Annotated in this window: 29 protein-coding genes; 18 read left to right on the top strand and 11 right to left on the bottom strand. The window is 53.6% G+C overall.

Translation table 11 applies throughout. From position 1 onward, the window contains the following. The first annotated feature begins 241 nt into the window (after positions 1-241). Positions 242-1,093 (top strand): UbiA family prenyltransferase, encoded by an 852-nt coding sequence (locus MPAL_RS12155; protein WP_012619033.1) that lies wholly within the window; start codon positions 242-244, stop codon positions 1,091-1,093. On the opposite strand, the gene MPAL_RS12150 is transcribed toward MPAL_RS12155, so the two are convergent. Continuing rightward, positions 1,090-1,872 (bottom strand): helix-turn-helix transcriptional regulator, encoded by a 783-nt coding sequence (locus MPAL_RS12150; protein ID WP_012619032.1) that lies wholly within the window; start codon positions 1,870-1,872, stop codon positions 1,090-1,092. The genes MPAL_RS12155 and MPAL_RS12150 overlap by 4 nt on opposite strands. 233 nt (positions 1,873-2,105) lie before the next feature. Between MPAL_RS12150 and MPAL_RS12145 the strand changes: the two genes are divergently transcribed. The 3 genes from MPAL_RS12145 (at position 2,106) to MPAL_RS12135 (ending at position 4,221) form a co-directional block, all read left to right on the top strand. Beyond that, positions 2,106-3,185, top strand: coding sequence for a sensor histidine kinase (locus tag MPAL_RS12145; RefSeq protein WP_012619031.1), 1,080 nt, complete (start codon positions 2,106-2,108; stop codon positions 3,183-3,185). 125 nt (positions 3,186-3,310) lie between these two features. Next, a complete protein-coding gene (locus MPAL_RS12140; RefSeq protein WP_048145382.1) occupies positions 3,311-3,949 on the top strand; it encodes a hypothetical protein in 639 nt (212 codons plus the stop codon). After that, the gene (locus MPAL_RS12135) at positions 3,946-4,221 is read left to right on the top strand and encodes a winged helix-turn-helix domain-containing protein (RefSeq protein WP_012619029.1); all 276 of its coding nucleotides are present in this window, start codon (positions 3,946-3,948) and stop codon (positions 4,219-4,221) included. Before MPAL_RS12140 ends, MPAL_RS12135 begins: the two co-directional genes overlap by 4 nt. A gap of 220 nt (positions 4,222-4,441) precedes the next feature. Here MPAL_RS12135 and MPAL_RS12130 read toward each other — a convergent pair whose 3' ends face one another. Beyond that, the gene (locus MPAL_RS12130; RefSeq protein ID WP_012619028.1) at positions 4,442-4,825 is read right to left on the bottom strand and encodes a hypothetical protein; all 384 of its coding nucleotides are present in this window, start codon (positions 4,823-4,825) and stop codon (positions 4,442-4,444) included. Positions 4,826-4,952: 127 nt separating this feature from the next. On the opposite strand from MPAL_RS12130, the gene MPAL_RS12125 reads away from it, so the two are divergent. Together MPAL_RS12125 and MPAL_RS12120 are read left to right on the top strand one after the other, a co-directional pair. Further along, on the top strand, positions 4,953-5,462 hold the full coding sequence (locus MPAL_RS12125; protein ID WP_012619027.1) for an FUSC family protein: 510 nt from the start codon (positions 4,953-4,955) through the stop codon (positions 5,460-5,462). A gap of 5 nt (positions 5,463-5,467) precedes the next feature. Further along, the gene (locus MPAL_RS12120; RefSeq protein ID WP_012619026.1) at positions 5,468-6,097 is read left to right on the top strand and encodes a hypothetical protein; all 630 of its coding nucleotides are present in this window, start codon (positions 5,468-5,470) and stop codon (positions 6,095-6,097) included. A 148-nt stretch (positions 6,098-6,245) separates the two neighbouring features. Here MPAL_RS12120 and MPAL_RS12115 read toward each other — a convergent pair whose 3' ends face one another. Together MPAL_RS12115 and MPAL_RS12110 are read right to left on the bottom strand one after the other, a co-directional pair. Further along, complete coding sequence (locus MPAL_RS12115; protein ID WP_012619025.1) at positions 6,246-6,824, bottom strand: HD domain-containing protein; 579 nt, start codon at positions 6,822-6,824, stop codon at positions 6,246-6,248. Positions 6,825-6,986: 162 nt separating this feature from the next. Then, positions 6,987-7,346, bottom strand: a complete 360-nt coding sequence (locus tag MPAL_RS12110; protein WP_012619024.1) for a heavy metal-binding domain-containing protein — start codon at positions 7,344-7,346, stop codon at positions 6,987-6,989. 266 nt (positions 7,347-7,612) lie between these two features. Here MPAL_RS12110 and MPAL_RS12105 point away from each other — a divergent pair, with 266 nt between their 5' ends. Beyond that, a complete protein-coding gene (locus MPAL_RS12105) occupies positions 7,613-7,798 on the top strand; it encodes a hypothetical protein (RefSeq protein WP_236610388.1) in 186 nt (61 codons plus the stop codon). A gap of 314 nt (positions 7,799-8,112) precedes the next feature. On the opposite strand, the gene MPAL_RS12100 is transcribed toward MPAL_RS12105, so the two are convergent. After that, positions 8,113-8,538 (bottom strand): hypothetical protein, encoded by a 426-nt coding sequence (locus MPAL_RS12100; protein WP_012619022.1) that lies wholly within the window; start codon positions 8,536-8,538, stop codon positions 8,113-8,115. An 817-nt stretch (positions 8,539-9,355) separates the two neighbouring features. Between MPAL_RS12100 and MPAL_RS12095 the strand changes: the two genes are divergently transcribed. The 6 genes from MPAL_RS12095 to MPAL_RS12070 all read left to right on the top strand — a co-directional run bounded on the left by MPAL_RS12095 (position 9,356) and on the right by MPAL_RS12070 (position 13,110). After that, entirely contained in the window at positions 9,356-9,859 is a 504-nt protein-coding gene (locus tag MPAL_RS12095) for a hypothetical protein (RefSeq protein WP_148208237.1), read from the top strand. 67 nt (positions 9,860-9,926) lie between these two features. After that, complete coding sequence (locus tag MPAL_RS12090) at positions 9,927-10,358, top strand: carbohydrate-binding protein (RefSeq protein WP_048145380.1); 432 nt, start codon at positions 9,927-9,929, stop codon at positions 10,356-10,358. A 92-nt stretch (positions 10,359-10,450) separates the two neighbouring features. Beyond that, complete coding sequence (locus MPAL_RS12085; protein WP_012619019.1) at positions 10,451-10,648, top strand: PspC domain-containing protein; 198 nt, start codon at positions 10,451-10,453, stop codon at positions 10,646-10,648. Positions 10,649-10,746: 98 nt separating this feature from the next. Beyond that, positions 10,747-10,947 (top strand): hypothetical protein, encoded by a 201-nt coding sequence (locus MPAL_RS12080; protein ID WP_048145379.1) that lies wholly within the window; start codon positions 10,747-10,749, stop codon positions 10,945-10,947. 63 nt (positions 10,948-11,010) lie between these two features. Next, positions 11,011-11,580 carry a flavodoxin family protein gene (locus MPAL_RS12075; RefSeq protein ID WP_012619018.1) on the top strand — a complete coding sequence of 190 codons (570 nt, stop codon included), beginning with the start codon at positions 11,011-11,013 and terminating at the stop codon, positions 11,578-11,580. Positions 11,581-11,724: 144 nt separating this feature from the next. After that, positions 11,725-13,110: a hypothetical protein gene (locus MPAL_RS12070; protein WP_012619017.1), complete on the top strand. Its 1,386-nt coding sequence runs from the start codon at positions 11,725-11,727 to the stop codon at positions 13,108-13,110. A gap of 342 nt (positions 13,111-13,452) precedes the next feature. On the opposite strand, the gene MPAL_RS14780 is transcribed toward MPAL_RS12070, so the two are convergent. From MPAL_RS14780 to MPAL_RS12055, 3 genes are all read right to left on the bottom strand, one after another. Continuing rightward, a complete protein-coding gene (locus MPAL_RS14780) occupies positions 13,453-13,818 on the bottom strand; it encodes a type IV pilin (RefSeq protein WP_236610387.1) in 366 nt (121 codons plus the stop codon). Positions 13,819-14,023: 205 nt separating this feature from the next. Continuing rightward, positions 14,024-14,542 (bottom strand): hypothetical protein, encoded by a 519-nt coding sequence (locus tag MPAL_RS12060; protein WP_012619015.1) that lies wholly within the window; start codon positions 14,540-14,542, stop codon positions 14,024-14,026. Between the two features lie 80 nt (positions 14,543-14,622). Continuing rightward, positions 14,623-14,997 carry a type IV pilin gene (locus tag MPAL_RS12055; protein WP_012619014.1) on the bottom strand — a complete coding sequence of 125 codons (375 nt, stop codon included), beginning with the start codon at positions 14,995-14,997 and terminating at the stop codon, positions 14,623-14,625. Between the two features lie 808 nt (positions 14,998-15,805). On the opposite strand from MPAL_RS12055, the gene MPAL_RS12050 reads away from it, so the two are divergent. Continuing rightward, the gene (locus MPAL_RS12050; protein WP_012619012.1) at positions 15,806-18,535 is read left to right on the top strand and encodes an MEMAR_RS02690 family S-layer glycoprotein; all 2,730 of its coding nucleotides are present in this window, start codon (positions 15,806-15,808) and stop codon (positions 18,533-18,535) included. 290 nt (positions 18,536-18,825) lie between these two features. On the opposite strand, the gene MPAL_RS12045 is transcribed toward MPAL_RS12050, so the two are convergent. After that, on the bottom strand, positions 18,826-19,113 hold the full coding sequence (locus tag MPAL_RS12045) for a DUF3784 domain-containing protein (protein WP_158303678.1): 288 nt from the start codon (positions 19,111-19,113) through the stop codon (positions 18,826-18,828). A gap of 133 nt (positions 19,114-19,246) precedes the next feature. Here MPAL_RS12045 and hxlB point away from each other — a divergent pair, with 133 nt between their 5' ends. The 4 genes from hxlB (at position 19,247) to MPAL_RS12025 (ending at position 23,068) form a co-directional block, all read left to right on the top strand. Next, positions 19,247-19,846, top strand: coding sequence for a 6-phospho-3-hexuloisomerase (gene hxlB, locus MPAL_RS12040; RefSeq protein ID WP_012619010.1), 600 nt, complete (start codon positions 19,247-19,249; stop codon positions 19,844-19,846). A gap of 16 nt (positions 19,847-19,862) precedes the next feature. Next, positions 19,863-20,975 (top strand): pyridoxal phosphate-dependent aminotransferase, encoded by a 1,113-nt coding sequence (locus tag MPAL_RS12035; protein ID WP_012619009.1) that lies wholly within the window; start codon positions 19,863-19,865, stop codon positions 20,973-20,975. 2 nt (positions 20,976-20,977) lie between these two features. Next, the gene (locus MPAL_RS12030) at positions 20,978-22,024 is read left to right on the top strand and encodes a M42 family metallopeptidase (RefSeq protein WP_012619008.1); all 1,047 of its coding nucleotides are present in this window, start codon (positions 20,978-20,980) and stop codon (positions 22,022-22,024) included. Between the two features lie 135 nt (positions 22,025-22,159). Then, entirely contained in the window at positions 22,160-23,068 is a 909-nt protein-coding gene (locus MPAL_RS12025) for a glycosyltransferase family 2 protein (RefSeq protein WP_052292272.1), read from the top strand. 44 nt (positions 23,069-23,112) lie between these two features. Here the strand turns inward: MPAL_RS12025 and MPAL_RS12020 are convergent, their stop codons facing one another. Together MPAL_RS12020 and MPAL_RS12015 are read right to left on the bottom strand one after the other, a co-directional pair. Then, entirely contained in the window at positions 23,113-24,246 is a 1,134-nt protein-coding gene (locus tag MPAL_RS12020; protein ID WP_012619006.1) for an NAD(P)-dependent oxidoreductase, read from the bottom strand. Between the two features lie 6 nt (positions 24,247-24,252). Next, positions 24,253-24,972, bottom strand: coding sequence for a sugar phosphate nucleotidyltransferase (locus tag MPAL_RS12015; RefSeq protein ID WP_012619005.1), 720 nt, complete (start codon positions 24,970-24,972; stop codon positions 24,253-24,255). Between the last annotated feature and the right edge of the window lie 26 nt (positions 24,973-24,998).

Genomic DNA, 24,998 nt, shown 5'->3' with positions numbered 1-24,998 from the left:
TTTTGATGATGCCCTGTGTGATCATCGAGCCTTCATTCTCCTTTCATGGGAGATGAGGCTTTCTGATATTCCTGACAAATCTGAGATGGAGATGAGTCGACTCTTCCTCGTGGTTCTGTTTCATCAGGTCAGGTGACTGGGTATACAGATGATATGATGGATGGGTCAATCTGCAAGATTATAATCAGATAAAAAATTATAATGCGGTTATAATAATAGAACACAAGAAATTTTTTAAGGTGTGACTCCTTTTGCCACACCAACGATGCGACTGTTGAATTCATCCACAGTTGTCGCACTATCAGGGGGACTTCGGCTGCACATTGCCTTCCTCCTCGCAGGTCTTGCTATGAGAATACCGGTATACTGTGCCTGTATACTGATCATCTACTCCACCTATACACTGGACCGTGCCCTCGACTGTAAAGAGGATGCGATCAATAAGAGTGAACTGTGTGGTGCAAACCGGAATGCCGGTCTCATCGCCAGTGCCGTGACATTTCTTCTGGGGGCGTCGATCCTTGGCATGGACGGGATATACCTCGCACCTCTCTTCCCCTTTATCGTGGGGTACTTCTATACCCGTGGGATCCGGATCGGGTCCCATACGATCAAACTCAAAGGAAGTGTCGGCGTAAAGAACATCATCGTCGGGATCACCTGGGGAGGAACGATCGCCCTGATCATCAGTCAGTGGACCACCAGTCTCGTGACGGTCGGTATTATCTTCCTCTTCTATGGATCGCGAGTCTTCGTCAACTCCTGTGTGAACGATTTCAAGGATGTCAAGGGGGACATGATGGCAGGCATCCGGACCCTGCCGGCCTGTCTCGGGGAGAATATGACCCGAGGTGTGCTGATCCTGATCCTGCTGGGGCTGTACGGCGTGATGATCTACGCGCTGAACCTCCATATCATCCGGAGTGAATGGATCATCCTGCTCTTCAGCCTGGTGGTCACTATCGCGTTTCTGATGGTCTATTCCTCATCCTTTGAAGACAGACCCTCACTTATCTTCAGGAAGATGAGGGAGTTTGTGATCAGCTGGGAGCCGATCATCGGACTGACCATCAGGGCGTGTGTTGTGGGTTAATCCAAAGACTCAATTTTTTCCGACCGGTCTCTGTAGTATGAGAAGATACGCTCTCCCCATGCAAGTGCAGACTGGTCACGACTGATAAGGTCGTTCTTCGAGTCAAAGACACCGTTATTATAGAAGAGGGAGATCGAAAAGTATGAGTCCGTGACAGTATACGAGAATTTTATATCATCCTTTGATACGTACACGCTTGATGTCTTGTAGCGTAACCCCTCTTCAAAGGCATCGTAGTACTTATCCTTCATGATCTTATACACTCCCGGGGTCAGGATCAATGATGCTTCGACACCGGTTTTTGCAAGGTTTAAGAAGAATTCAGGGTACCGTGGGTGCACTGCATGAGATATCCCTTTCACTGTCTTTGAGGTGGCAATATTGTTGAGAAATGTGGTGATATCAAAGATTTCTTCATCAGAATTTTCAATGATCTTATAATTTCCGAGGTCACTGATATCGAGCAGGAGTTCATACGGGAGTGCATCGAGGGAGTGTTCGTGCCAGTACTTCTTCTCCCGATCAAAGACATCCATTGTTTTTATCAGGGGGATCATCTGTGCAGTCAGCACCCTCCCCATCGGGGTGAGGAAGAAGTTCTTTCCATCTCTCTCGATAAGGTGTTCATCTTCGAGAATTTTTACCTGGGGGAGCATCCCGGTGGAGGTTACATTGAGGGTATGTTTGATCTCATCCCATTCCTTTGGTCCACTGTTCAGGAGAATCAGAAGATTGCGCCTCTTTTCAGAGGCTGAGATGACGCTTAAGAGATCGCTCATAGTGTGCACCGGATAACCAAGAGGACTTTGTTCTTCTCTATGGAAAATCCCTCTGGATCGGCACCTCGGATCCACCTCCTGACAGCGGTATTGAGTGTCTGTTATGAGGATGTCTCCAGTTGTATTCAGCCCCGGGATTACAACGACGTAATTTATTTTAATGGCGTTAAAATCGTTAAAACGGTAATGATATACATTATCACCGGGATAATGTGGATTGTGTGTGATTCATAATGATGATGGTCACCGATCGCAAGCGCGCAGATTATTCACTGATGGACTGCAGTTCCTGCATTCAGAATATCACTGATACCCCGGGTCTCTTTCGGGGAATTGCTGAAGTCGTGGACACTGATATCATTGATATATCTGATAATCCCTGCACCTCCGGGTTTCTGAAACAGAAGAAGGGGAACTCCCTACCCCGGATCATACCGGAAATCGATGATCTCGTCCGAAATAATCGAACCTGGATTCAGCACTGTGAGGAGAGTCGACGCCTGGACCAGCCGGTCTCCTTTGAATACACCCAGTGGTTTGATGACGATGAGCACTTCTTCTCTGCAACGGTCAGATATCTGTGTATATCGGTGAGCGGGAATCCGCGATTTGCCTATGTGATCTCCGATGTCACAGAACGGAGACGAATGGAGCGTCAGTTCACCCTCATTCGCAAGAAACTCGATCTCATGAACATTGTCGCCTGGCATGAGATCCAAAACAAGATCAGTGGTATCCGGGGATATGTCGACCTTTCACGGGACCTGACCCAGGACGAGAAGGGCATGGCATTCATCGAGGCAGAGGAGCGACTACTTGGCCAGATCCATGACCTGCTCCAGTACACGATGGATTACCAGAAGATCGGTTCGCTCCCCCGGCGGTGGATGAGTGTTGAAGATGCAGTCCATCAGGCCTGGTCCAGAATTGGCGTAACTCTCCTCCGGATTGACCTCGATCTGGATCACCTGGAACTCTTCTGTGATCCGACCCTTGACCGGATGTTCTCCCTCCTGATCGAATATACTCTGAAGAACCAGAGCACAAATCCTGAGGTCCGGATCACCTGTACTGAGGTGCCCGATGGTCTCTGCCTCACCTATGAGGACAACAGTGCTGGTCTATCCGGTAGCAGAAAACGGGATCTCTTCACCCGTGAGATCGTCAGGGCACAGGATTTCTGTATCACCTTTGTGCATGACATCCTCGAAAGTTCCGGGATGAGTATCCGGGAGACCGGTGAACCCGGCAGGGGTACGCGGTTTGAGATCACGGTTCCTCAGGGTCTGTTCCGGTTCATCGAGGGGCTGTAATCTGCTATTCCTTTCCCCCCCAGCCCTTTTTTGATCGTTCGATGCCGGCGAACGCTGCTATGTACTTCAGATTCATGGCCGTTTTTATAACCATCAGACCTACCATTAGTCCAGTGAATACGGCGATGAACAAGCATGTGCGTGAACGGTTCGAGAACGAACTTCGAGCGTTCTTCCTCCTCTCCCTGTTGAACCTGGTTTTTGGTGCTCTGGCGATAGCTTTTGGGGTTTCCACCATCGTCCAGCAGGTCACTTCGATACCAGGATCCCCCAGAGTCTCAATGGTGATCCTCGTCCTGGCTGCCCTGGCATTCCTGCTGGGATTGAAATGGATCTCCTCGAGCGCCAGAATCTTTTGTGGAGTGCAGGAGATCCGGGAGGCCTTGAGCGCCCTGGCCGACCAGGGCACTGAGGAGGAGATCACCGGGCTGATCGTCAGGATGATCACCCAGTACCGGGAGAATAAACCGGTCATCGAACAGATGATCCTGGTATGCACCCTTGGTGGCGTCTGTTTCTTCGTGCTCGGCATCCTGAACAGTATCGAGTTTGTATCCCTCGGGCTGACCGCCGGGGCATTCACCATCGATCTCTTCAATTCCCTGCTGCTCCCTTCAGCACTGATCACTCTGGGGATGAGTCTGGTCAGCCTCCTCAACTCGTATCTCTTCTGGAAGTACTCCTCGGTCTGGGATCGAAGGATGATGGAGATCGCCCGGTCTGAAGAAGAACTCCAGAGAATGATGGAGGAGTACAGCCCATGAGTGGAAGAAGGACGCCCTACGAGATCTACTGGGAGATCCTTGTCTTCTGCAAAACACCGAGGTCATTCACCGGGATCATCAACCGCTGTGACCTCAACTCAAAGACCGGGCAGGAGTATCTCGAGTTTCTGGTCACCAGGGGATACCTGTTGAAAGTACTGGCAGGGGAGAAGACCACCTATGCTGCAACCGAACGGGCACCCGAATATATCGCCCTCTTCTCCAGACTCTATCAGAACCTCTTTGAGACGGTCCCGGGGTTTCGACTGTAGGTGTTGGGTGATGGGTCTCTCCAGTTTTCCGGAAAAATCCCGCATTGGATGATCTCCAGTCCCCCTGAGGAGGGTTCTCAAATGGGTTCTTTATGGGGTTCTGGGTTCTAACCCAGACTCAACTAAAATATTTTCTCATTTTGAGGGTTCTCAAGGAACCCAATCGTCGATGGTTCTGATCCATCTGACTTTCTCCAACAGATCGATGAACCGCGGGTGATCATCTGGTGGTCCGGGCTTCATCGCCTTTCCGGTTCAGTCCAATTCCTACGCCCATCGGGATCAGGAATGTCACCAGATAATAGACGAGCACATCGGCCTGATAGTAACCCTGAGATGAGAAGAGGTGCACAATGAAGAGATAGTCACCCACCACCGCGATCGCGGTCCAGGTGAGTGCGACCCTCAGGTAATAGGTAACCGGGAGGTTCCGATCTCTGAACCACCGCCAGGTGACTCCGATCATCACCGGTGTCAGTACGACAAAGAGGATCCAGCCCATGACCCCGGGTGGCAGGATGAAGTAGAGGACGAGCGAGAGGAGGTACCCGATCAGCCAGAAGGCCATTCCGAGCCCGATGGTGTCACGTAGGTGCTGATGCATGGAAGATGATGGCCCAGGGGGTAGATAGTAGTTCCGTTTTTTGTCATCTCGGTTAGGAGATCATGCCCGACCGATGATACACGATCCGATATTTTTTCCGAAAGCCCGAGAAGAGGTATGGTAAACCATGAGAGGGCAGGTCCAGTATATCACCATCACAGTCCAGTATCTGCTCGTATCCCTGCTGGCCTACTTAGGGGCGTATTATCTCACGGGATCGATCTCCGGTACCCCGATTATGACGACCACCGGGGCGCTCTGGTCGATGGTCTCGGGAATCGTGGTAATGCAGGAGACCCGGCAGGACACCATCGACAACGCATGGCTCCGGGTCCTCGGTTCACTGGTAGGGGCGGTGATGAGTGGGCTCTACCTCTCCTTCCTGCCGTTCAACCCGTTTGGGATGGCGATCATGATCGGCCTGACCGTTCTGATCTGCCAGGAACTTCATATTCCGGGTCACCCTCGCCTCGCCGCCCTGACGGTCGGGGTGATCATGGTGATCTCGTTTCTGAATCCCGATCTGAACCCGATCATCAACGCGGGCCTTCGGTTCTGTGAGTCAGTCATCGGTAGCGCGGTCGCCATCCTGCTGATCGCAATCTGGCCATCTGAGGTGGGATCTCCTGAGGAGTAGGGATCATGGACCATCATTGCTTCATCGCCGGCCCGATCCTCGACTGGCTTTCGATAAACGGGATCACTGCAATCCCGTGTCGGCCCCGCTCCAAGAGTCCGGTCTCGGTGATCTCACGCTACGGCGTCTACCAGGACAATCCCCCGTCCGCTTCTGTTCTCCTCTCAAGGTTCGGCCGCGAGCGGTTCGGTCGGGAGGTTCGGGATTCGTTCCATCTTCCGACGCAGGAACGGCTCAATGCGATCGAACAATTCTGGCAGATCCCGGGGGTCAGGGGATGGGGGCCCGAGATCCTCTCCATCTCGATCGACATGAACTATCCGACTGCCGATCATTACACGATCTGCTGTCTGGATATCGATGACGAAACACATCTTCCCCTCCTCGGTGACCCCGTCTTTCGGGCGTGCCCGGTGGTGGTCGGGAAGAAGGGGGGGAAGGGCTTCTTCAAGCTCGACCGGCAGGGGACCTGGACACGGCCGATCACCCAGTTCGCCAGGCCAGCATCGCTCACCCAGGGGTCTCCTGCCTTCGAGATCTTCACCTGCTCCAAACCATGCGCTGGTCTTTGGCGAGCACCCGGCCTTCACTGTAGAGCGGCCGATTCGGTACCGGATCGGTCGGGGATTCTCTGATCCGTTCCCGATCATCTCCTGGCAGACAGTCAGCGCTGCAGTGACACGGTACGCCCGGGATGAGGGTCTGATGGTCAGAAAAGGGACCGGCCCGGGTCTGGATCAGACCGACCTATCAGTCTGGCTCTCTCGGTGAACCAGTCGGCGTTCAATGGGAGAGTTCAGCCTCGAAGGCCTGAAGATACTTGTTCAACACTGTATGTCGCTTCTCAGCCATCCCTCGGGCACCCCTGGTGTACATCATTCCCTTTAATTTCAGCAGTTTTTCATGGATATGATCGGTGGCGTCTGTCATCGTCCTGTTCCGTTCCCCTGCCTGCATGAACGTCCGGGCGATCCCGATCGCCCCCATAGCATCCAGTTTATCTGCATCGGAGAGGACCATCGCTTCCAGGGTCCCGGGTCTGTTCTCTGAGCGATACCGGTGCGTTCGGATAGCGTGCGTGATCTTCGGGATCAGGGTCTTGTCATATCCGATCGATCTGAGGAACTCCTCTGCGATCACTGCACCAGCCTTCTCATGGGCGATCCCCTGCTTCTCTTCGAGGGGGCGTCCGATATCATGCAGCAGGGCGGCCGGGAGGACGACCCTCATATCAGCCCCTTCGTCCTCGCCCAGGCCTTCGCAGAGCCGGGTGACCCGGAGGGTATGGTCGAACCCGTGCGACCCGGACTCCTCAAAGACCGTCTGTACATACACAATTATTCTTTCGATCTGCTCCTGCATCTTCCATACCTCTGTATGCAGTACCATGGTCGACGTTCTATTTCAGGATCGTCCTGTGCCTTCCATCATAAAAAAAAGGGTTATCAGTTCTTCATCGCAACAGCGATGATCGGATCGTTCATGCTCGGGCTATGCTGAACCGGACTGTTTCGGTTATTCCCATCAGGTCAACCTGACCGGGTTGGACGGGGCAGTCTCGGGTTCGATGACAACGGCGGTGCCGTAGGCCAGCACTTCGGTCATCGACTGACCGATCTCTGAAGAGTCGAATCCGACGCTGATGACGGCGTTTGCTCCCATCTCGGTCGCATGATCCTTCATTCGATCGAGGGCCTGGGATCGCGATTCGTTGAGAAGTTGGGTGTACTCGTGGATCTCCCCTCCGGTGATCGTTCGGAGACCAGCGACGATGTTCCCGCCGAGGCCCCGGCTCCGGACGATCAGGCCCCAGGTGAATCCAATGTTCTTCGTGATCTTATGTCCGGGCACAAATGGGGTACTGACAATGATACATTCTACCATAGTGATCAGAGGATGACTATGATCGTGCAGGTTAATGAGGCTATCTCGCTGTTTTCAGGATTGATATTTCTGATTTTTCAGGTACTTCCTTCACCCCTGATCTTAAACCATGTTCTTCTGATCGAAATAGTTAACAATTGTGAACTCCAATGATTATATGTGATACGTCATGAGTGATCGTTTTTGTCTCCGAAGTTGAGATCCAGGGCGTCAGCCCAGTAGACAGCTTAGTTCATCTGCCTCCATCGGCAAAACTCGTATACCGGGTGCTCGAATCTGAAGGTGCACTGACCCAGAAGGATCTGATCGAAAGGACCACGCTTCCTTCCCGGACAGTCAGGTACGCGATTGGGAGACTGCGTGACGTGGGGATCCTCTCTGTGCGGTTCTACATCCCCGATGCCCGTCAGAGTCTCTATGGGCTCAAGCCCGTTTCTGAAGGAGTGGTCTGAAGATCCGGGTAAGGATCATCTCCGGCTTTTTTTTCCAAGTGATTTTTGGTTCTTTGTTTTTATCTGATCTCTGGAGCATGGGGCTCATTCACTGTAGCAGGATCGAGACCTTTGAAATATGGGTTGTCTGACTTTTTTCATTGTTGAATTTGAACAATTCTTATTGGTTCAGTTTTACGATATGTAGATCTCTGTTTTTATTTCAGGTCGTCTTCCCGGTACCAGAATTCCATCGACCTGAAAGATGATACCCGACTGGCGGGGAGGTTCTACATCAGACTGTCGATCAGCGGCGATCCCAGGTGTCCTTTTGCTCATTTCCAGAATCTCCACCAGGGTGGTCTCACCGTTGCTGATGGTTCAGAGAGTGGGGAGCCGGCTGAAATTCTGGTCTGCTGTTGCAGGAGGACTTGGTATCGCTCCCCCTGGTCGAGGAGCCGATCACTGATCCCCTTGAGGTCTGCGATCCGCCGATCCTTCTCCTCAGCCAGCTCTTCCAGCCGTCTCACATCTGCCTCCAGATCACGGATCTGCTGGGAATTGTCGGGGTTCTCTGGGGTTCTTTGCGGGTTCTGTAAGGTGCTATCTTGGGGGTTCTCGGGTGCTCGGCCTGCTTCTACCGGGGTGCAGGCAAGGGTGACGACCTGTCTGATCCATTCCGTCCGGGTCACACCTTCCGTCGATGCTCTGGTATCTATGAGCGCAATGATATCATCTGGAATGCTGACCGAGAACTTCATGGTGATGCGTTGGTAGGGTTCCCTCTTCTATCTTCCGTATCTTGGATGAGGGTTCCGTCTCCATTTTTGGGTTCTTCGAGTTCCAGCCTGGAAAACCCTGTGGAGCGTTCTTATCTCTCTGATGGTCTGGTTGAATTTTATATTGGTGTGTCTTTACCCATAGGTATATACACCCTCACAGGGTATTCCTCTTCTGTCGACTGGTGTCGACACCGAGGAACTACGTAATGTCCAAAAACAAGGGCCGTGAGACGGTACCAACCAAGAGTACGCCCGCTGAGAAGAGTGTATCCCCTGAAAAGGTCGAGAGTTCAGTCAGGTCACCTGCCACCAAGAAGGCGCACCCAGCTAAGCACCCTCATGGCCGGAACTGAGCCCAGCATTCTTCTGATGCGGCCTCTTGAAAACCATCTCTCTTTTTCCCCCGACATTTTCTCAGATTCCTCTGGGTATATCTTCTTTTGATTGGATTGTCTATCCAAAATCAGTAAATTCCGAGGATTTATCACAATGTTCAGTCATGGCATCTTCTATGTCCAAACAGAATGTTCTTATCGTCCTGCTTCTGCTCCTTCTGATCGTCCCCGCCAGCAGCAGACGGAGGAGGCCAGGACGGCGCTGTTGATCATCGATCACACGACAACAGATTTTTCTGCTCTCCCAGGTATGGCGAAAGATCAGGCGAAACAGAATCTGCATATCGTTATGGACACACCTCGCATGGTTCCCAGATGACTACTGGGATGATAAGTCTGGTCTCCTTTCCCCATGTCCCGTACCCTGGCTCAACTTTGCCTGGAACAAAGGTGGGACTCTGGTGGAGCGCTGGATCTGGATGTGGAAGGGGGTCTGGAATGACCTCGGTAACCCGGATTTCTCCTCCAAGTCTACAATGACCTGGAATTATTTAAATAGCCATCCAAAGACCAACGTTGTCTTCTGGTCCTGGTGCGGAGAGTTCTTCTCTGCCTCCTCGGCGAATGTCGATATGTATCTCTCACTGATGGACTCCTTCGAGGTCGACTATCATCAGGTTGTGTTTGTCTCTATGACCGGCCACCTCGATGGGACCGGTCTCTCCGGGAATCTGAACCAGTGGAACAATCAGATCCGGGCGTACTGTAGGGCACACGACAAGGTGCTCTTTGACTTCGCAGACATCGAGAGTTACGACCCTGACGGGAACGAGTACCTGAGCCGTGGCGCAGATAACGGCTGTAACTATGATAACTGGCAGCATAACTGGGCCCGGGCTGGCAGGACCAACATGATGAAGGGGTGGACTGGTGTCAGTGCGGTGCAGCGCAAACCGGACCGTTGAACGCAAATAGAAAGGCATATGCAACCTGGACTTCTGGACACGCATTGCCGGGTGGCAGGCCGGGCAGGTGCCGACAACCACGGTCTCTCCGACAGAGATACCTACGCTTCATCAGGTACCCGGGATCGTCCAGGCTGAGGACTATATTACTGGCGGTGAGGGGGTTGGGTATCATGACACCTCCCCAACCAACCTGGGGGGCACCTACCGGACCGATGGGGTTGACATCGAGTCGACCAGCAGTGGGGCTATACCTCAGTTTATCCGGGACGGGGAGTGGACTCGTTGCACGCTGAATGTTACTGCTTCAGGGTTTTTCGGGTTGACCTGTAAGTATTCAGTCCGGGGGCTGGCCATTCTGTCACTCTGCTTGATAACGATCCCGAGCTCGGCACGGTCCCGATTCCATCGACCGGAGTTTTTGATACCTATGCTCATGGGACGGTGGAGGTTCCGCTCTCTGCTGGTCTATCAGTGTTTGGTCTCTATGAAGATCTGAATGGTAACGGGAGATTGGATTTCGATGATGTGGTCATGCTCTTTGGCCGGCTTTGAGATGATTATAAATATGTCTTATCCCTAGTGGTGATTATGAAGCAATTGCTTCGATCGCGGAGAGACCGGGTCTTTGCAGGGGTCTGTGGCGGGATAGGTGAGTACTTCGAGATTGATTCGAACCTGGTGCGGTTGGTCTGGATCCTGATCTCACTGACCGGGGTGGTTCCTGGCATCCTCCTCTACCTGCTGGCCTGGGTGATCCTGCCGGAGGATGACAATGGGGAGCCGTAAACGGCAGAACCTCCCTTTTTGGTATCGAACGGGCAGATGAGTATTTATATGATGTTGAATATTAGGTAATTATTACTTTAGATCCGTGGTGATCAGTGATGAAAATTAAGAAGAACAGGCCAATCGTATCATCTGATGTTCCCCTGTTCCGAAAGGACAGGCGGCGATATCTGGATCGTCCCTATGTGGAGATGAAGGTAGGTCCAATGCTTGGGAATATCTGTATCGGTCTTTTTGCTGCGTCTACAACGATGGCCGGGTTGACGTTGGGTACGTTCCTCCGTCTGGCCGGGTTCTAAAGGTTTGGAATATCCTCTTTTAGCGACAAACCTAACAACCGGTGTAGCCTAGCTTCGCCCCTGATGACTGATAAGAAGGTTGTGCTGCTCTGTGGTAGCCCTCGTCAGGATGGAAATACCCGGCAGATACTCGATGAATGTGCCTCTATCATCAGAGCATCAGGTGTCGAAGCTGAGGTGATCCCACTTGGTCTGATGCAGATTCGGTCATGCATAGCCTGTAGAAAATGTCAGGAGCAGGGAACCTGTGTACTTGATGACGGACTCGGTGATGTGATCGAGAAGGTCCGGGAGGCAGATGGGCTGATCGCTGGGGCTCCGGTCTATTTTGGAACGGCCCGGGGGCGATATGATGGCCGCTCTGCAGCGGATCGGGATGGTCTCCAGGGCGAAGGAATTTCCTCACCTGGAAGGTTGGGGGGGCCGGTCGTGGTGGCACGGCGTGGTAGGCAGACCAGCAGTCTCCAAGAGATGGTGATGTTCTTTTTGAGCAACGATATGATCGTGCCTGGATCTCTCTCCTGGAACATGCTCTTTGGGGGGAACCCGGGCGATATCTGGAAGGATGAAGAGGGAATCCAGGGGATCCGACGGTTTGCCGAGAATGTTGCAGAACTGATTAAACGGATCTGATCTGTGCATGTCTCTCACGTTAATTCTCATTATCTCTTCGTATAATACCTATTTCCAGGTTCTACGGTGCCATGACCATAGTTATCATATAAGGGGAGACTCCAACATATTCTCATCTATGAGTGCCAAGACCGGGGTTCTGCTATGAAGAGATCACCGCTGGTAATCGCAGCTCTGCTCGCAGCTCTGCTGCTCAGTGCAGGGTGTACCCAGTCCTCTTCACTGTCGGTGAAGTTGAGTGATCATCCGTCGGTTGGTTCAATTTTGACCGATTCCAATGGAAAGGCGCTCTATTTCCTCGCTAAGGATGTGCCTGGAACCGGGAAGGTTACTGACCTTGGGGAGTTCAGCCGGTATTATCCGCCTTTCTATGCTGAGAATGTGGTCTCTTCGCCTGGGATCAATATCTCGGATTTTGGGATTCTGACCCGGACTGATGGAAAGAAGCAGACTACTTACAAGGGCTGGCCGCTGTATTACTACTTCAATGACAAGAATGCAGGGGATTTGAAGCTGGACACGGCCTCGAATATCTGGTTTGCGATCCGTCCTGACTTCACGCTGATGGTCGAGGAGAAGGATCAGCCCGGCCTGTACCTGACCGATGGCGCTGGAAGGGCGCTTTATGTCTATGGAAACGGATCAGCAAACAGCACGGCCGCCACTCCTGAGACGACCATGGTGACGCCGAGTGTGAAGAACGAGACTGGCAAGACGCCGTTCTACACCGAGCAGGCATCAGGACCGACGATACTGAACCTGCGTGACTTTGGGGTTCTCAAGCGGCTGGACGGGACCAAACAGAGTACCTGGCGGGGTTTGCCACTGGCCTACTCGACCGCTGATAAGCTGCCCGGGGACACTCTCGGTGAAGGGAACGGCTGGTCACTGGTTCGACTGGCGCCGGCGGTTTCCATCGCTTCTTTCGGGAATTTAACGGTCCCTGGCCAGACGGTGGTTCAGAACCAGACGTCGAACCAGACGCCAAATCAGACCACCCGGACGACGGCGACGACCACCGCTACGACCACAGTGACGACAACAGAGCCGACGACGATGGCAACCTCATCTACATCGACCTATGTGGTTCCTGTTTACCCGGTATCCAATGGGGATGGATCGGTCTATACTCCGGTGACCGTGAACACGACGCAGACGAGCTCCGGGCCACTCACCTCGAACACCACCCAGGCCGAGACCGTTCGGTCGAACGCGACGACAGCGGCTGTGACGACGGCGACGTCTGAGATGACGAAGACTCAAGGGACGACCCGGACATCACCGACGCAGGGCGGACTGGTCACCCAGTCTACGTCGTCGACTGTTCAGACGACTGTGCAAACGCAACAGACGACTGCACCCCAGACGACGGTATCTCAGACGACTGCACCCCAGACGACGGTGCCTTCAGTACCGACGACGCAGCAGACGACGGTTCCATCGCTGCCGACTCAGGCAGGGACGACAGTGCCACAGCCGGTGGTCCCGGTATCGGTTCAGACGACGATCCCGATCCCGCTTCCGGCCTGATCCGGTTTCTTTTTTAGTTCATCATGGAGTGAGTACAGGCGATCTCACGCCGATGGATGGTCTGCGTTCAGTGTCAGTTGTTTTTCTCCGACCGAAGGTAGGCCGGCCCCTGGGAGGGGGGACTCCGCTGCTCTGTGGGCGGGGATTGAATGGGTGCTGGGAACCAGTGATGGACGGTTGTTGCATTCGCTATCATGGAATTATAGTGACGAGGATGGGGTAATTTCAGTTTTGGGAGGATATTTCTGATGTATGCCCAGGATATTTCAATATTCTTGAAGGTTTTTCGATCATCGTGGCTGTGTGGTGGGTACGGTCTGTTAAAGAACGGAAAAATTGAAATTAATAATTGCTATTAAGAATCACCACGGTTGGTCCATCTTTAATGGATGCAGTGACAACGATATGACCCCTTGGAATGCCTGATACGGAAGTGCCTACAACTGGGGAGATTGAACCGGGTATACCGCCATCGACGGAATAGTTTAGTCCGGTAACTCTGTTCGCATCCTGTCCGCCATAATAGGTGAGAAGAACTGTATTGCTGGCAGTATCCACCTGCCCCCCCACATCGACGACATACTGCTTCTCGATACTTCCGGCCATCCCGAATACGAATGCTGCGATCACTGCTGCGAGGATCACCGTAACTGCTACCATCAGGATGACCCCGATGACCAGTGAATCTGCATCTTCGTTGTGTGTCATCTTCATCATGGTATCCGTCGGATGCACCGTCAGGTGCATTTCCGATTGAGTGAACCAACGCCATGTTAGAATATATATACTTCGAATTGGAATCCGTCCGATATTTTTTTGGGATTCGGGGATAATGGGATGGATCGGTATGTAGTGGATGAACTGTCGGTAGGTTCTTCCTCTGGATAGGACGGAGGATCCCGCTGGTGAGAACTTATTGCAGTTCCTGTTCTCCCTCACCGGCTGCTTGTTCACCGGCAGGTGATGGATCGACAGGTTCCTCGTACCTGTACACCCACCACCCGACGGCAAAAACGAGCGGCAGCCCGACCGGGATGGCGATGCCGGCCGGCCCATGGAGGAGGGGGCCGTACTGCTGCACCAGCGAGGCGAGCATTGCGATGCCGGCGAGGATCGTCAGGGTGCCGGAAACTTTATGGCGGGGAGATGCGTTGGTGTGTTCATAGAACAGCAGACAGGTTGCAGCTGCGAGAAGGACGGTGCCGGTTTCCCAGAGGACGATCGAGATGGTGGATTTGGGGGAGAGGATTCCTGAAGTGACATATCCCAGGTTTGAGTAGGCAGAAATCAGGCTTGTGCCTTGGTAAGAGATGATATAGGTGAACCATGGAGATTGGATGCTGGCACCCAGCCAGTCCCCGATGATAATGATTGTGAATGGAATAATGTTGAGAATTGATACGATCAGGAGAATTTCTGTCTTTACACGCACATCTCTGCCCTCTAGATCGTAGATTTAATAGATCAGTGATATTCATCTCATATCTTTGAAAAAAGAATAATTTAAGAAATTCAGTAAGTGGTATCCAGAATGACTGACGTAGAGCCATCCTTGAATGTAGCGGCAACGACAGTATGGCCCTTAATACCTGATACTGATGACCCTACAGTTATTGGAAGAGGTTTGACGACATTGGTATTTCCTGCATCAAAAGTTACGTTCATACTCTGAACTTGAGCTGCATCCTGTCCTCCCTGGTAGGTGACAGCAACATTTCCAGTTGAGTCAACCTGGCCTGTTGCTGCTACGACATGAGCCTTTGAAATATTCCCGGACATCCCGAATACGAACGCCGCGATCACTGCTGCGAGAATCACTGTCACCGCGACCATCAGGATGACCCCGATGACCGGCGAAACTGCATCTTCATTTCGTGTCATCTTCATTATGTTCACCTTCAATAATGCAACATTCGTGCATTGCAGTATTGATTGATAGTACGCACCTCGGAGATATATATATTCCGAAAGGGGATTCTTCTCATACCGTCGACTTCTTCATCTTTAAGAAGCAGGTTGACCATTCATTCCGGAAAAATGGGGGGTCAAGCACCTCCCGATCATCAGCCGGCCCGAAACGTTCATGGTGCATGAGGCTCTCTCCTGGCCGTCATGGGTGAAATTCCGGGACGGATCGGATGTGCAGGAAACTGCACTATAATATAGACGCACCTCCAGATGAGAACAATACAATGGATCCAATCAATGGATCCAATGGACCATCTCTCGGGGTGGCTGGAGGTGAGGTGTGGTTTCGTACCTTCATGCAGATGGATGGGGGACTGATCTCTGCAGCTTCCGACGATCACCGTGCTCGCCGGTCGATCGTTGATCAGCTGCGGGATCACAGTGCCGAAGCCGGCAGAGATCCGGTGATTTCTGATATACTCGTGCGCGTCACCTCTTCAGGCAGTCGGCCCGGGCCACCTGTACTTCCCAGCCATCGATGCTCCATCCGTTGCGATCCGATAATCGGCAGAATAGACCGAAATATCAGTATCCCTCTTTATGCTGCAGGTGGTTGCATGTTCAACTCAACCACAAAGGATATATCAAGTGTTCTACTAATATTCAACCATATTCCGTCGTTCGGAGTATAGAGCAAGCAGAACCCGAATTCGACATATGTCGAACAGGCGGGTGGATCATTCCACTAACAGAAGTAAGCTGATTACTTTACATGGAGGAAAGCAAGATGATAAAAAAATTGAGCATAGCACTGGTTTCACTGGTGTTGTTAGCGTTGGTTCTTGTTGCCCCAGTGGCGGCAGTAGATCCGACCACCACTGCCACGACGACAGTGAACAACACCACCACCACCGCAGTGCCAACTGTAACAATTTCGGCAGATGTACTGGCGGCAATAGCCAATGCAACGAACAACACAACGACCACCACAACAACGGTCGTCAGCAATGTTAGCAATGTGACCACTGTAGCAACCGTCGCTACTAACGTTACGAATGCAACCGGCAACATCAAGGTTGTCCCAGCCGGCGGGTCAGTCTACATCGGTGAAGCAGGCCTGAACCTGAACACCCTTGCAGGCATCCAGAACGGCCAGACCCTTGGATGGTACCAGTCCGGATCCAACATCCAGACCAACTCGCCAGATGCAACACTCGTCATCAGCGATGCATCGAACGTGTACATTGCACCAGGCACCCAGACCGGTGTATGGTACAACCTGGAGACCAAGACTGCAGCGTTCACCGTCAAGGATCCATCGGTCGCGATGAAGATCTTCGACGCCAAGACTGGAAAGGATGTCACCAACAAGCAGGTTGTTGAAGGCACACTCCTGAACTTCAGGATCGACAGCAACCTCGATGCATTCACCCAGCGTGGAGTTACCGGGGCACCCGTCACCATCAAGGTAAAGGACCCGTCAGGCAACGTCTACGTCGCACTGTACGATGACCTCAAGCAGTCCAACGGACTTGTCAACATCCCTGTCTCCTCCAGCTCCTTCTTCGTGAAGGGAACCGGAACGTCCGGAGCAATGTGGGATACCAACTACAAGGACTACAAGGACGGCGACTACAAGATCTGGGTAGAGTCCAATGCCAACGGCATGAAAGACAACTACAAGGATCCGTCATCAGGTGCAGATAACACAGGCAAGACCATCTCGTCGGTCTACACCCTGACCATCGGCCAGGACACCCTTGCAATCACCAGCAACGCTGATGCAAATGCAGGTGTCATCAGAAACAACGACTTTGCGATCTCAATCAGCGGCAGACCAAACCAGGCATACAACATGTGGGTCTCAGGCACCAGCTCCCTCAAGGGAACCGACGGCGAGATGCCACCGGCAATCAAGAGCGGCCAGAATGGTGTTGCAGTTGGATCAGCAACCACCGGTAGCTACGTCTACAACAGTGCAGGCCAGACCGTTGCATCCGATGTCGCACCAGGTACCAACCCTGACACAGGCGTTTCAGCATACTTTGCAAACGTAACCACTGACGACAACGGCAAGAGAACTGTCGGTCTCTCGACCAACTCCAGCACCAAGGACCAGACCTATACGATCAAGGTCCAGTGGACTGACGCAAACGGCGAGTTCAAGTCCGACTCTGTCAAGGTCAAGGTCAGCAAGGGTGAGGTAACCATCACCTCAAGCGGCAATCAGAGCTACTTCCTCGGTGAATCGGTCACCCTGAGCGGTAAGAACACTGACTCATCCAACGTCTACCTGTTCATCACCGGTCCAAACACCCCGACCAACGGTGCCAGTCTCACTGACATCTCAGCAGTCGTGAACGGGAATGCAGGCTCATTCACCCAGGAAACCGTCAACACTGACGACACCTGGTCATACAAATGGGAGACCAGCAACCTGAACATCGATGCAGGTTCATACACTGTCTATGCAGTGGGTGTCCCGGCAGACAAGGACAACCTTAAGGATGCCAAGTACGCAACTGCATCCGTCATCATCAAGAAGCCATTCGTAACCGCCAATGCATCAGCAGCAACGGTTGCCAAGGGCGACAAGTTAATCATCGATGGACTTGCAGAAGGCAAGCCCAGCTCAGTAGCATACTGGATCGTCGGAAAGAACCTGTTCGCGTACAACACCGAGACAGTGAACGACGACGGCACATATGAGATCACCATCGACCGCGGTACAACCCAGAACCTCGCTTCCGGACAGTACTTCGCAGTCATCCAGCACCCAATGGGCAACGGCGTCTTCGATGTCGCACCATTCAAGAACGGCTCAGTCACCCGTGTCTACGACACCAGCGGTAACTTCTTCGTCGCAGAAGGCGCAGGAAGACTCCAGGGTTCAGACGCAGCCAATGCACTCGTTGACCTGCTGAACGGCGCAAACATTGACGACAAGTACACCAAGCTCAGCTTCGTCATCGATGAGCCGAACATCAACATCAACGCGATCCCTGACAAGAACGTTGGAGACAAGTTCGACATCAGCGGAACCACCAACCTCGCAGTAGGCGACACAGTCCTGGTCGACGTCCTGTCATCATCATTCAAGCCAACTGACAAGACCCAGGCCGGCGACTTCAGCGGAGTCTCAGGCTCAACCACCATCGTCGCAGGCGACAATGGTAACACCTGGAACTTCACCGTCGACGCATCTGCGTTCAAGGCAGACCAGTACACCGTCAAGGTAGAGTCCATCGAGGCCAGTACTTCACAGACCAGTACCTTCAACCTCCTTGAGACCGGAGCAGTTAGCAACAACACTTCAGCTGTAGCGACAACCGCTGCAATCTCAACTGTTAAGTCCAACGCAACCGGTTCCTCAACCTCGGCAGCAACCTCTGCAGCATCAACCACCAGGGTTAACAACACCACCTCAACAGCTCCAACCCAGTCACCCGGATTCGGTGCCCTGGTTGCCCTGATTGGTCTCGGTGCAGTTGCCTTCCTGGTCGCACGCAGAAACTAATCACCCCTTTTTTTTGTCGGTGTCTTATTGCACCATCAGGATCTACTGTCGATAGTGAACAAGAGATCTGTTATCATCAGATATCGATGGGCTGCTCTTGAACGATTCTTTAGAATCCATCCACTGCTATTGATCGGTCTTCATATCAGAGTCCCAAATGCTCCTTCCTCGGATGTGTGGGGACGGCTTTCCTCTCATGTTATCAGGTAAGAGACCGAAGATACCTGTTCAGCGAAATCGTACTGATCACTCTGATGAAATAATCTATAAAAAAAGAGAGATTTGAAAAATTATTCTACTTCCTTCTTGTAGAATCTCCTGGCTCCCCAGGCAGTGACTATACTGACAACCGGTACGATGATGAGTGCGAAGGTGAAGAACGCTGCTAGGGCCTGGGCATCCACCAGCACCTCGATAAGGAAGGTGATAACCCCAATGACCCCTATCAACAGCAGACTGTTTCCAATCCAGGTGGAGAGCCCTGTGCTGTCTCTGACCCGTTTGGGATCATATCCGGCGACCAGGGTGACCTTGCCCTTGAATCGGATCAGATACCCGATGCCCAGAAAGAAGATCATCAAAATCTCAGTGAAGAGAAGTAAGAGTACAGATGCCATACCCATGATCTGGCTCTAATCAGGCATAAGTCTGATCGATCCCCCACCCCGAAATCCTCTTCTCCACAGAAGGTGATGCATACAGGGAGAAGGTATGGAACAGCACAGGGTACAGGGAATGATGCAATTGATGGCCACACAGGTGGCATCGATTGCAGATACGATATCTGATGAAGAGATCGATCAGTTCATCGACATGCTTCTGAAAGCGGATCGGATCTATGTGATGGGTGCCGGCCGGTCAGGCCTCGTGGCCAAGGCCTTTGCGATGAGGTTGATGCATCTCGGTCTGTCATCGTTCGTGGTCGGGGAGACAATTACTCCGTCCTTCACCCCTCAGGATGCGATGGTCGTCCTCTCAGGATCCGGGAAGACCAAGACCGTCGCTGATATCGCCGAGACTGCTAGGGAGATTGGGGGAAATATCGGCCTTATCACCTCCAACCCCGACTCACGGATCGGTAGGATCGCCGATTGCATTGTCGTCCTCGAGTCGGTGCGTGACGAAATTCCAGATGACTCCTCTGAGTTCGATATCCGTCAGATGACCGGCGAACATAAATCGTTCGCTCCGCTTGGCACCATCTTTGAGACCACGTCGATGATCTTTGCTGACTCGATCATCTCGCGGTTGATGGAACTCCGGAAGGTCGATGAGACCCAGCTCAAGTCGCGACACGCGAACATGGAGTGACACCTTGGGGGAAAAAATGATGATCAGAAGAGCATATGCCCCTGGAATCGCATCTGTGGAGGTCTCTGGGATCAGGAAATGGTTTGAAGGAGCCGGCCCGGGTTCGATCAACCTTGGCCTCGGACAGCCCGACCTGCCGACACCGGCGAATATCGGTGAGGCTGCTATCGCTGCCATAAGGGGGAATAAAACCGGGTACACACCCAATGCTGGGATCTCAGAACTCCGCGAAGCCCTGGCCGCGAAATTCCTGCGTGAGAACCAGATCAGGTACACCCCTGACCAGATCATCGTCACTGCCGGAGCCAGTGAGGCCCTCCATCTGGTGATACAGTCCCTGGTTAGCCCTGGCGACCGGGTGCTGGTACAGGACCCCGGCTTCGTCTCGTATGCGGCCCTGGCCACCATCGCCGGAGGAAGACCAGAAGGACTCAAACTCGACGACCGGTTCCATATCGATGTCGAGCAGGCCAAGGCAGCAATGGACGGAGCCCGGCTGATTGTCATTAACTCTCCTGCCAACCCGACCGGGGCTGTAGAACCGGAAGCATCTATCAGAGCATTGGTCGAGTACGCGATGGATGCCGGCGTCACCGTCGTCTCAGACGAGGTCTACGAACACTTCACCTATGGGGTCTCGCATACCAGCCCTGCCCGGTTCGGTGATGACGTGATCACCATCAATGCGACCAGCAAGACCTATGCGATGACTGGCTGGCGGGTCGGGTGTCTGGCCGGGCCGGAGGAGCATCTCGCCCAGTGTATCAAACTTCACCAGTATGCCCAGGCCTGTGCCACCTCAATCGCACAGTATGCTGCCGTCGAGGCCTATACTGGCGACCAGACCTGTATTGGCATAATGCATGATGAGTACCAGGCCCGTCTGGACCTGGTCTATGGTGGGCTGACCGATCTTGGTTTCGTCTTCCCGCGGCCGGAGGGGGCTTTCTATCTCTTCGTCCCGATGGACCCGGCCCTGGCCGACAGGATCATCGAGCATGGGGTCACGATCGTGCCCGGTGAGGCCTTCGGGGTCAATGAACCCAACTATGCCCGTATCAGTTACGCCGCCTCTCGTGAAGACTTGGCGACAGCCCTCGGGCGAATCAGAGAAGTGATGAGGAAATAATCATGGTAAAAAAACTGTTACAGCAACTATCAGATGCCCATGGCACATCAGGCAACGAAGAGAGTATCTATGCATTGATTAAGAAGGAGATCACCCCCTATGTCGACGAGATTCTCGAAGATACGATGGGCAACCTGATAGCCGTCAAACATGGCGATGACTTCAAGGTGATGCTGGCCGCCCACATGGACGAGATCGGGCTGATGGTCAGCTATGTCGATGAGAAGGGGTTCATCCGGTTCGTCCCGATCGGCGGCTGGTATGCCCCTACCCTGTACAACCAGCGGGTCCTGATCCATGGAAAGAACGGGATGATCGCCGGCGTCGTCGGTGGCAAGCCTCCGCATATGATGAAGGACGAAGAACGGAAACGGGGCGTCAAGATCGAGGAGATGTTCGTCGATGTCGGTGCCGCATCGGTTGAGGAGGTCGCAGCTCTCGGAATTGAAATCGGTGACCCGGTCACCGTCGACCGTTCGTTTGCTGAATTATCGAACAACCGTGTCAGTGGCAAGGCCTTTGACAACCGGGCCGGCGTTGTGATGCTCATTAAGGCCATGCAGCGGATGAAGTCCCCGTCCACGGTCTATGCCGTATTCACCGTCCAGGAGGAAGTCGGATGTAAGGGGGCGAAGACCAGCGCCTTTGGGATCGATCCTGACTGTGCAATCGCCACCGACGTGACGATCCCCGGAGACCATCCCGGCATCGAGCAGAAGGACGCCCCGGTGAAGATGGGCAAGGGGCCGGTCGTCGCCATCGTCGAGGCGGGCGGACGGGGTGTAGTCGCCCATAAACGAATGATCTCATGGCTTCGGGACGCCGCAGAGAAAGCCCAGATCCCGGTCCAGTTCGAGGTTGGAAGTGGCGGAGTGACCGACGCTTCATCTATCTACCTGACCCGAGCTGGCATCCCCTGCACCTCCTTCTCGATCCCGACCCGGTATATCCACTCCCCGGTAGAGGTGCTCGACATCGCCGATCTCGAGGCTGCGGTCGATCTCCTGGTCGAGGCGCTGAAGACTCGTCCGGACTTCTCCACCCACTAATCCATCCTATTTTTTTCGTCACCTCGCCGCTCTGGGAGAAAGTACATATGGCTCAGGATCGAGATCTATAATGACTCGCACGAATTTCGTGCCTGCGTTGATGGGGTGTATTTCGATTAGTCCGTTGTACTGTACATGGAGTTCTTCGATGGAGCGCAGCCGATGAAGGTGCTGGTTGCGATCCCCTGTTTCAATGAAGGGCTCACCATCGGGTCGCTGGTTCTGAAAGCTCGGCAGTATGCCGACGAGGTGCTGGTCATCGACGATGGTTCAAAAGATCTGACGGCCGAGATCGCAACTCTGGCAGGAGCGACCGTGATCTCCCATTTGGGGTGCCTCGGGAAGGGTGCCGGTGTCCGGGACGCGATGAACTATGCCCGTGACGGTGGGTATCGGGCGCTGGTGTTGATCGATGGTGACGGACAGCACTGCCCGGATGAGATCCCGGCAGTGGTCGCCCCGATCCTCTCGGGACGGGCGGACCTAGTGATCGGGTCTCGATTCCTCGAGACCGACTATGACATTCCGCTCTACCGGCGGTTCGGTCAGATCGTGCTGAACATCTTCACGAACGCCTCCTCAGATTACCACTCGACCGACTCGCAGTCCGGCTTCCGGGCCCTCTCCAAGCGTGCCCTTGAGGATCTGGAACTGAAGTCCGATGGCTATAATGTCGAGTCTGACATGCTCTCGTCCTTCTCGTCCAGGGGATATACGATCACCGAGGTACCGATCTCAGTGAAGTATGAGGTGCCGCACAAGCACAAGAAGAACCCGTTGACCCATGGATTTGGGGTCCTGACCAATATCATCGGGACCATCGGAGCGAAGAGGCCGCTGACGGCCTTCGGCACCCCGGGGATCCTGATCGCCCTGTTCGGCCTGATCATCTCCACCTGGGGGGCGTACCGGTATACCCAGACCACGCAGATCCCGTTCTTCACGATATCCATCGGAGCGTTGCTGACCCTGACCGGACTGCTATTGATCACCTCTGGACTGATCCTTCATTCGCTGATGGCACTCTTAAGAAACAGAAGTTAAAAAGGGAAAAAAGGGAGAGTCTCTCTCTCATATCACTTTTTCTATTAATTATTCTTCAACCAGATATCACAGGCCAGGCTTGCCGGTACCTCGACATCGTCGAAGGTTATCTGTGCACCCGCTTTGACCTGCTCGGTCAGCACGGCCCCGGTGAGAAGAGCGATCGGGACATGCTGGGAGTTGTTCGCAATGGTGAGCGCTGTCCCCCGTACATCAAAGGATCCGATTCCCCGCTTGAGGATCTGTCCTGGTTCGAGATCCCGCTTTGCGATCGCACCGACACTGACCGTTGGGGCAGTACTGTTGTTCAACAGCACCTCTCCCCCGTCCAGCACCCGTCGGATCGTCTTGATCACTTCGAGGTGGCAGAGATGGAAATTTCGAACGAGGGTGTACCAGGGCCCCTCGCCCATCTTATAATATCTGAGATAGGGAATGAGCCGCTCCTCGTGCTCTGCGACGATGAAGACCCCGGCGGGAGCGCCTGGGGCGAGGATGTAGTCGCTCACCTTCGTCCCCATCTTCTTTGCGGCTTCGGCGAGGATCAGCCCGCCGGACTGAATATCATCTGCTTCGGGGCCGAGCATCCCGTCCTGCAGGATCTGGGCTCCGAGCCCGTTGGCGACCAGCGCCTGTTCGATCTGAACCTTCGTTCCATCGGTGAAGGCAGTGGTCTTATCGAGGCTGATCCCCTGCTTCTGGGACCAGAACCGCATATCCTCGATGGTTGGAGTGTAGTTCAGATACCCCTTGATGTTCCCGTAGACCTGCGGGGAGAAGCCCATCTGCCGGGCCTCCTCGTCGAGCGCTGCCAGACAGCCGGGCTGGTCTCCCTCGGCCTCGGTGATGAACCCCTTCTTGGCAAAGTACGACCCGGTCGTCACCTGCAGTTCCGCGTCCATCGTCACAACCGGGAGGCCGGCCTTGATCACCTTGTCGACCACATAGGTGGCCGAGACAGCTTCGCCGCTACACTCGACGATCAGGTCAGACCCGCTGATCAGGTCCTCCACCGAGTTGGTCAACAGGTGTTTTCCTGGATAGTCATTCCGTCGGGAGATATCCGAATTGGTCAGTACATGGCTGATCCGAAGATCGGGCTGGTTCTCGAGGGACATCACGATCCCTTTGCCGATGAACCCGGTCCCGACCACGCCGATCCGTGTCTGTTCTGTCATATAATATCACTGTTTTCCTGCTTTTCTGTGCTCCTGCACCATTAGACTGGCTCGCATCAACGAATCGAAGGTCCCGGCATCAGACCAGAACCCCGATAACACTGAGAACCCCATCGTTCCTCTGGCAATGTAGGCGTTGTTGACATCGGTGATCTCCAGTTCACCCCTGGCCGAGGGTTTCAGAGTGCTGATGATATCGAAGACTTCGGAGTCGTACAGGTACAGCCCGGTCACGGCCAGATTGGACTTCGGCTCTTCCGGCTTCTCTTCGATCCCGATCACCCGGTCCCCTTTCACCTGAGCGACCCCGAATCGGTTGGCGTCGGGCACCTCTTTGAGAAAGATCCTGCCGCCGGAGGTGAACGAGGTGATCTTCTCGCGGAAGTCATCCTCAAAGATGTTGTCACCGAGGATGACGGCGATGCTCTCACCCTGCGCCCATTTTCGGGCCAGCCCAAGGGCCTGGGCGATCCCGCCGGCTCCGTCCTGGATCTCGTAGGTCAGCCTGACCCCAAAGGCCGCTCCGGACCCGAGCAGCTCCAGAAAATGGCCGGCATGTCCCCGCCCTGAGACGATCATGATCTCCTCGATCCCGGCTTCGATCAGTTTCTGGAGTGGATAGAAGATCATCGGCCGATCATAGACCGGTAGCAGATGCTTGTTGGTGACCTTCGTCAGGGGAAGGAGGCGCGAGCCTGTGCCTCCCGCCAGTATTACACCTTTCATCTGATCTGATCTCTCCCTGATAGGTT

The sequence above is a fragment of the Methanosphaerula palustris E1-9c genome (assembly GCF_000021965.1).
Classification (GTDB): Archaea; Halobacteriota; Methanomicrobia; order Methanomicrobiales; family Methanospirillaceae; genus Methanosphaerula; species Methanosphaerula palustris.
The sequence above is the reverse complement of the archived record's forward strand: the minus strand, read 5'-3'. Positions and strand labels throughout refer to the sequence as shown.

Coding starts and splice junctions, on each gene's coding strand:
- MPAL_RS12150 (WP_012619032.1), bottom strand. CDS start 1,872: ATGAGCGATCTCTTAAGCGTCATCTCAGCCTCTGAAAAGAGGCGCAAT.
- MPAL_RS12055 (WP_012619014.1), bottom strand. CDS start 14,997: ATGAAGATGACACGAAATGAAGATGCAGTTTCGCCGGTCATCGGGGTC.
- MPAL_RS12120 (WP_012619026.1), top strand. CDS start 5,468: ATGGACCATCATTGCTTCATCGCCGGCCCGATCCTCGACTGGCTTTCG.
- MPAL_RS12145 (WP_012619031.1), top strand. CDS start 2,106: ATGATGATGGTCACCGATCGCAAGCGCGCAGATTATTCACTGATGGAC.
- MPAL_RS12135 (WP_012619029.1), top strand. CDS start 3,946: ATGAGTGGAAGAAGGACGCCCTACGAGATCTACTGGGAGATCCTTGTC.
- MPAL_RS12045 (WP_158303678.1), bottom strand. CDS start 19,113: ATGATCTTCTTTCTGGGCATCGGGTATCTGATCCGATTCAAGGGCAAG.
- MPAL_RS12110 (WP_012619024.1), bottom strand. CDS start 7,346: ATGGTAGAATGTATCATTGTCAGTACCCCATTTGTGCCCGGACATAAG.
- MPAL_RS12115 (WP_012619025.1), bottom strand. CDS start 6,824: ATGCAGGAGCAGATCGAAAGAATAATTGTGTATGTACAGACGGTCTTT.
- MPAL_RS12085 (WP_012619019.1), top strand. CDS start 10,451: ATGAAGCAATTGCTTCGATCGCGGAGAGACCGGGTCTTTGCAGGGGTC.
- MPAL_RS12025 (WP_052292272.1), top strand. CDS start 22,160: ATGGAGTTCTTCGATGGAGCGCAGCCGATGAAGGTGCTGGTTGCGATC.
- MPAL_RS12035 (WP_012619009.1), top strand. CDS start 19,863: ATGATGATCAGAAGAGCATATGCCCCTGGAATCGCATCTGTGGAGGTC.
- MPAL_RS12070 (WP_012619017.1), top strand. CDS start 11,725: ATGAAGAGATCACCGCTGGTAATCGCAGCTCTGCTCGCAGCTCTGCTG.
- MPAL_RS12100 (WP_012619022.1), bottom strand. CDS start 8,538: ATGAAGTTCTCGGTCAGCATTCCAGATGATATCATTGCGCTCATAGAT.
- MPAL_RS12140 (WP_048145382.1), top strand. CDS start 3,311: ATGAACAAGCATGTGCGTGAACGGTTCGAGAACGAACTTCGAGCGTTC.
- MPAL_RS12020 (WP_012619006.1), bottom strand. CDS start 24,246: ATGACAGAACAGACACGGATCGGCGTGGTCGGGACCGGGTTCATCGGC.
- MPAL_RS12050 (WP_012619012.1), top strand. CDS start 15,806: ATGATAAAAAAATTGAGCATAGCACTGGTTTCACTGGTGTTGTTAGCG.
- MPAL_RS12015 (WP_012619005.1), bottom strand. CDS start 24,972: ATGAAAGGTGTAATACTGGCGGGAGGCACAGGCTCGCGCCTCCTTCCC.
- MPAL_RS12080 (WP_048145379.1), top strand. CDS start 10,747: ATGAAAATTAAGAAGAACAGGCCAATCGTATCATCTGATGTTCCCCTG.
- hxlB (WP_012619010.1), top strand. CDS start 19,247: ATGGAACAGCACAGGGTACAGGGAATGATGCAATTGATGGCCACACAG.
- MPAL_RS12075 (WP_012619018.1), top strand. CDS start 11,011: ATGACTGATAAGAAGGTTGTGCTGCTCTGTGGTAGCCCTCGTCAGGAT.
- MPAL_RS12130 (WP_012619028.1), bottom strand. CDS start 4,825: ATGCATCAGCACCTACGTGACACCATCGGGCTCGGAATGGCCTTCTGG.
- MPAL_RS14780 (WP_236610387.1), bottom strand. CDS start 13,818: ATGACACACAACGAAGATGCAGATTCACTGGTCATCGGGGTCATCCTG.
- MPAL_RS12125 (WP_012619027.1), top strand. CDS start 4,953: ATGAGAGGGCAGGTCCAGTATATCACCATCACAGTCCAGTATCTGCTC.
- MPAL_RS12030 (WP_012619008.1), top strand. CDS start 20,978: ATGGTAAAAAAACTGTTACAGCAACTATCAGATGCCCATGGCACATCA.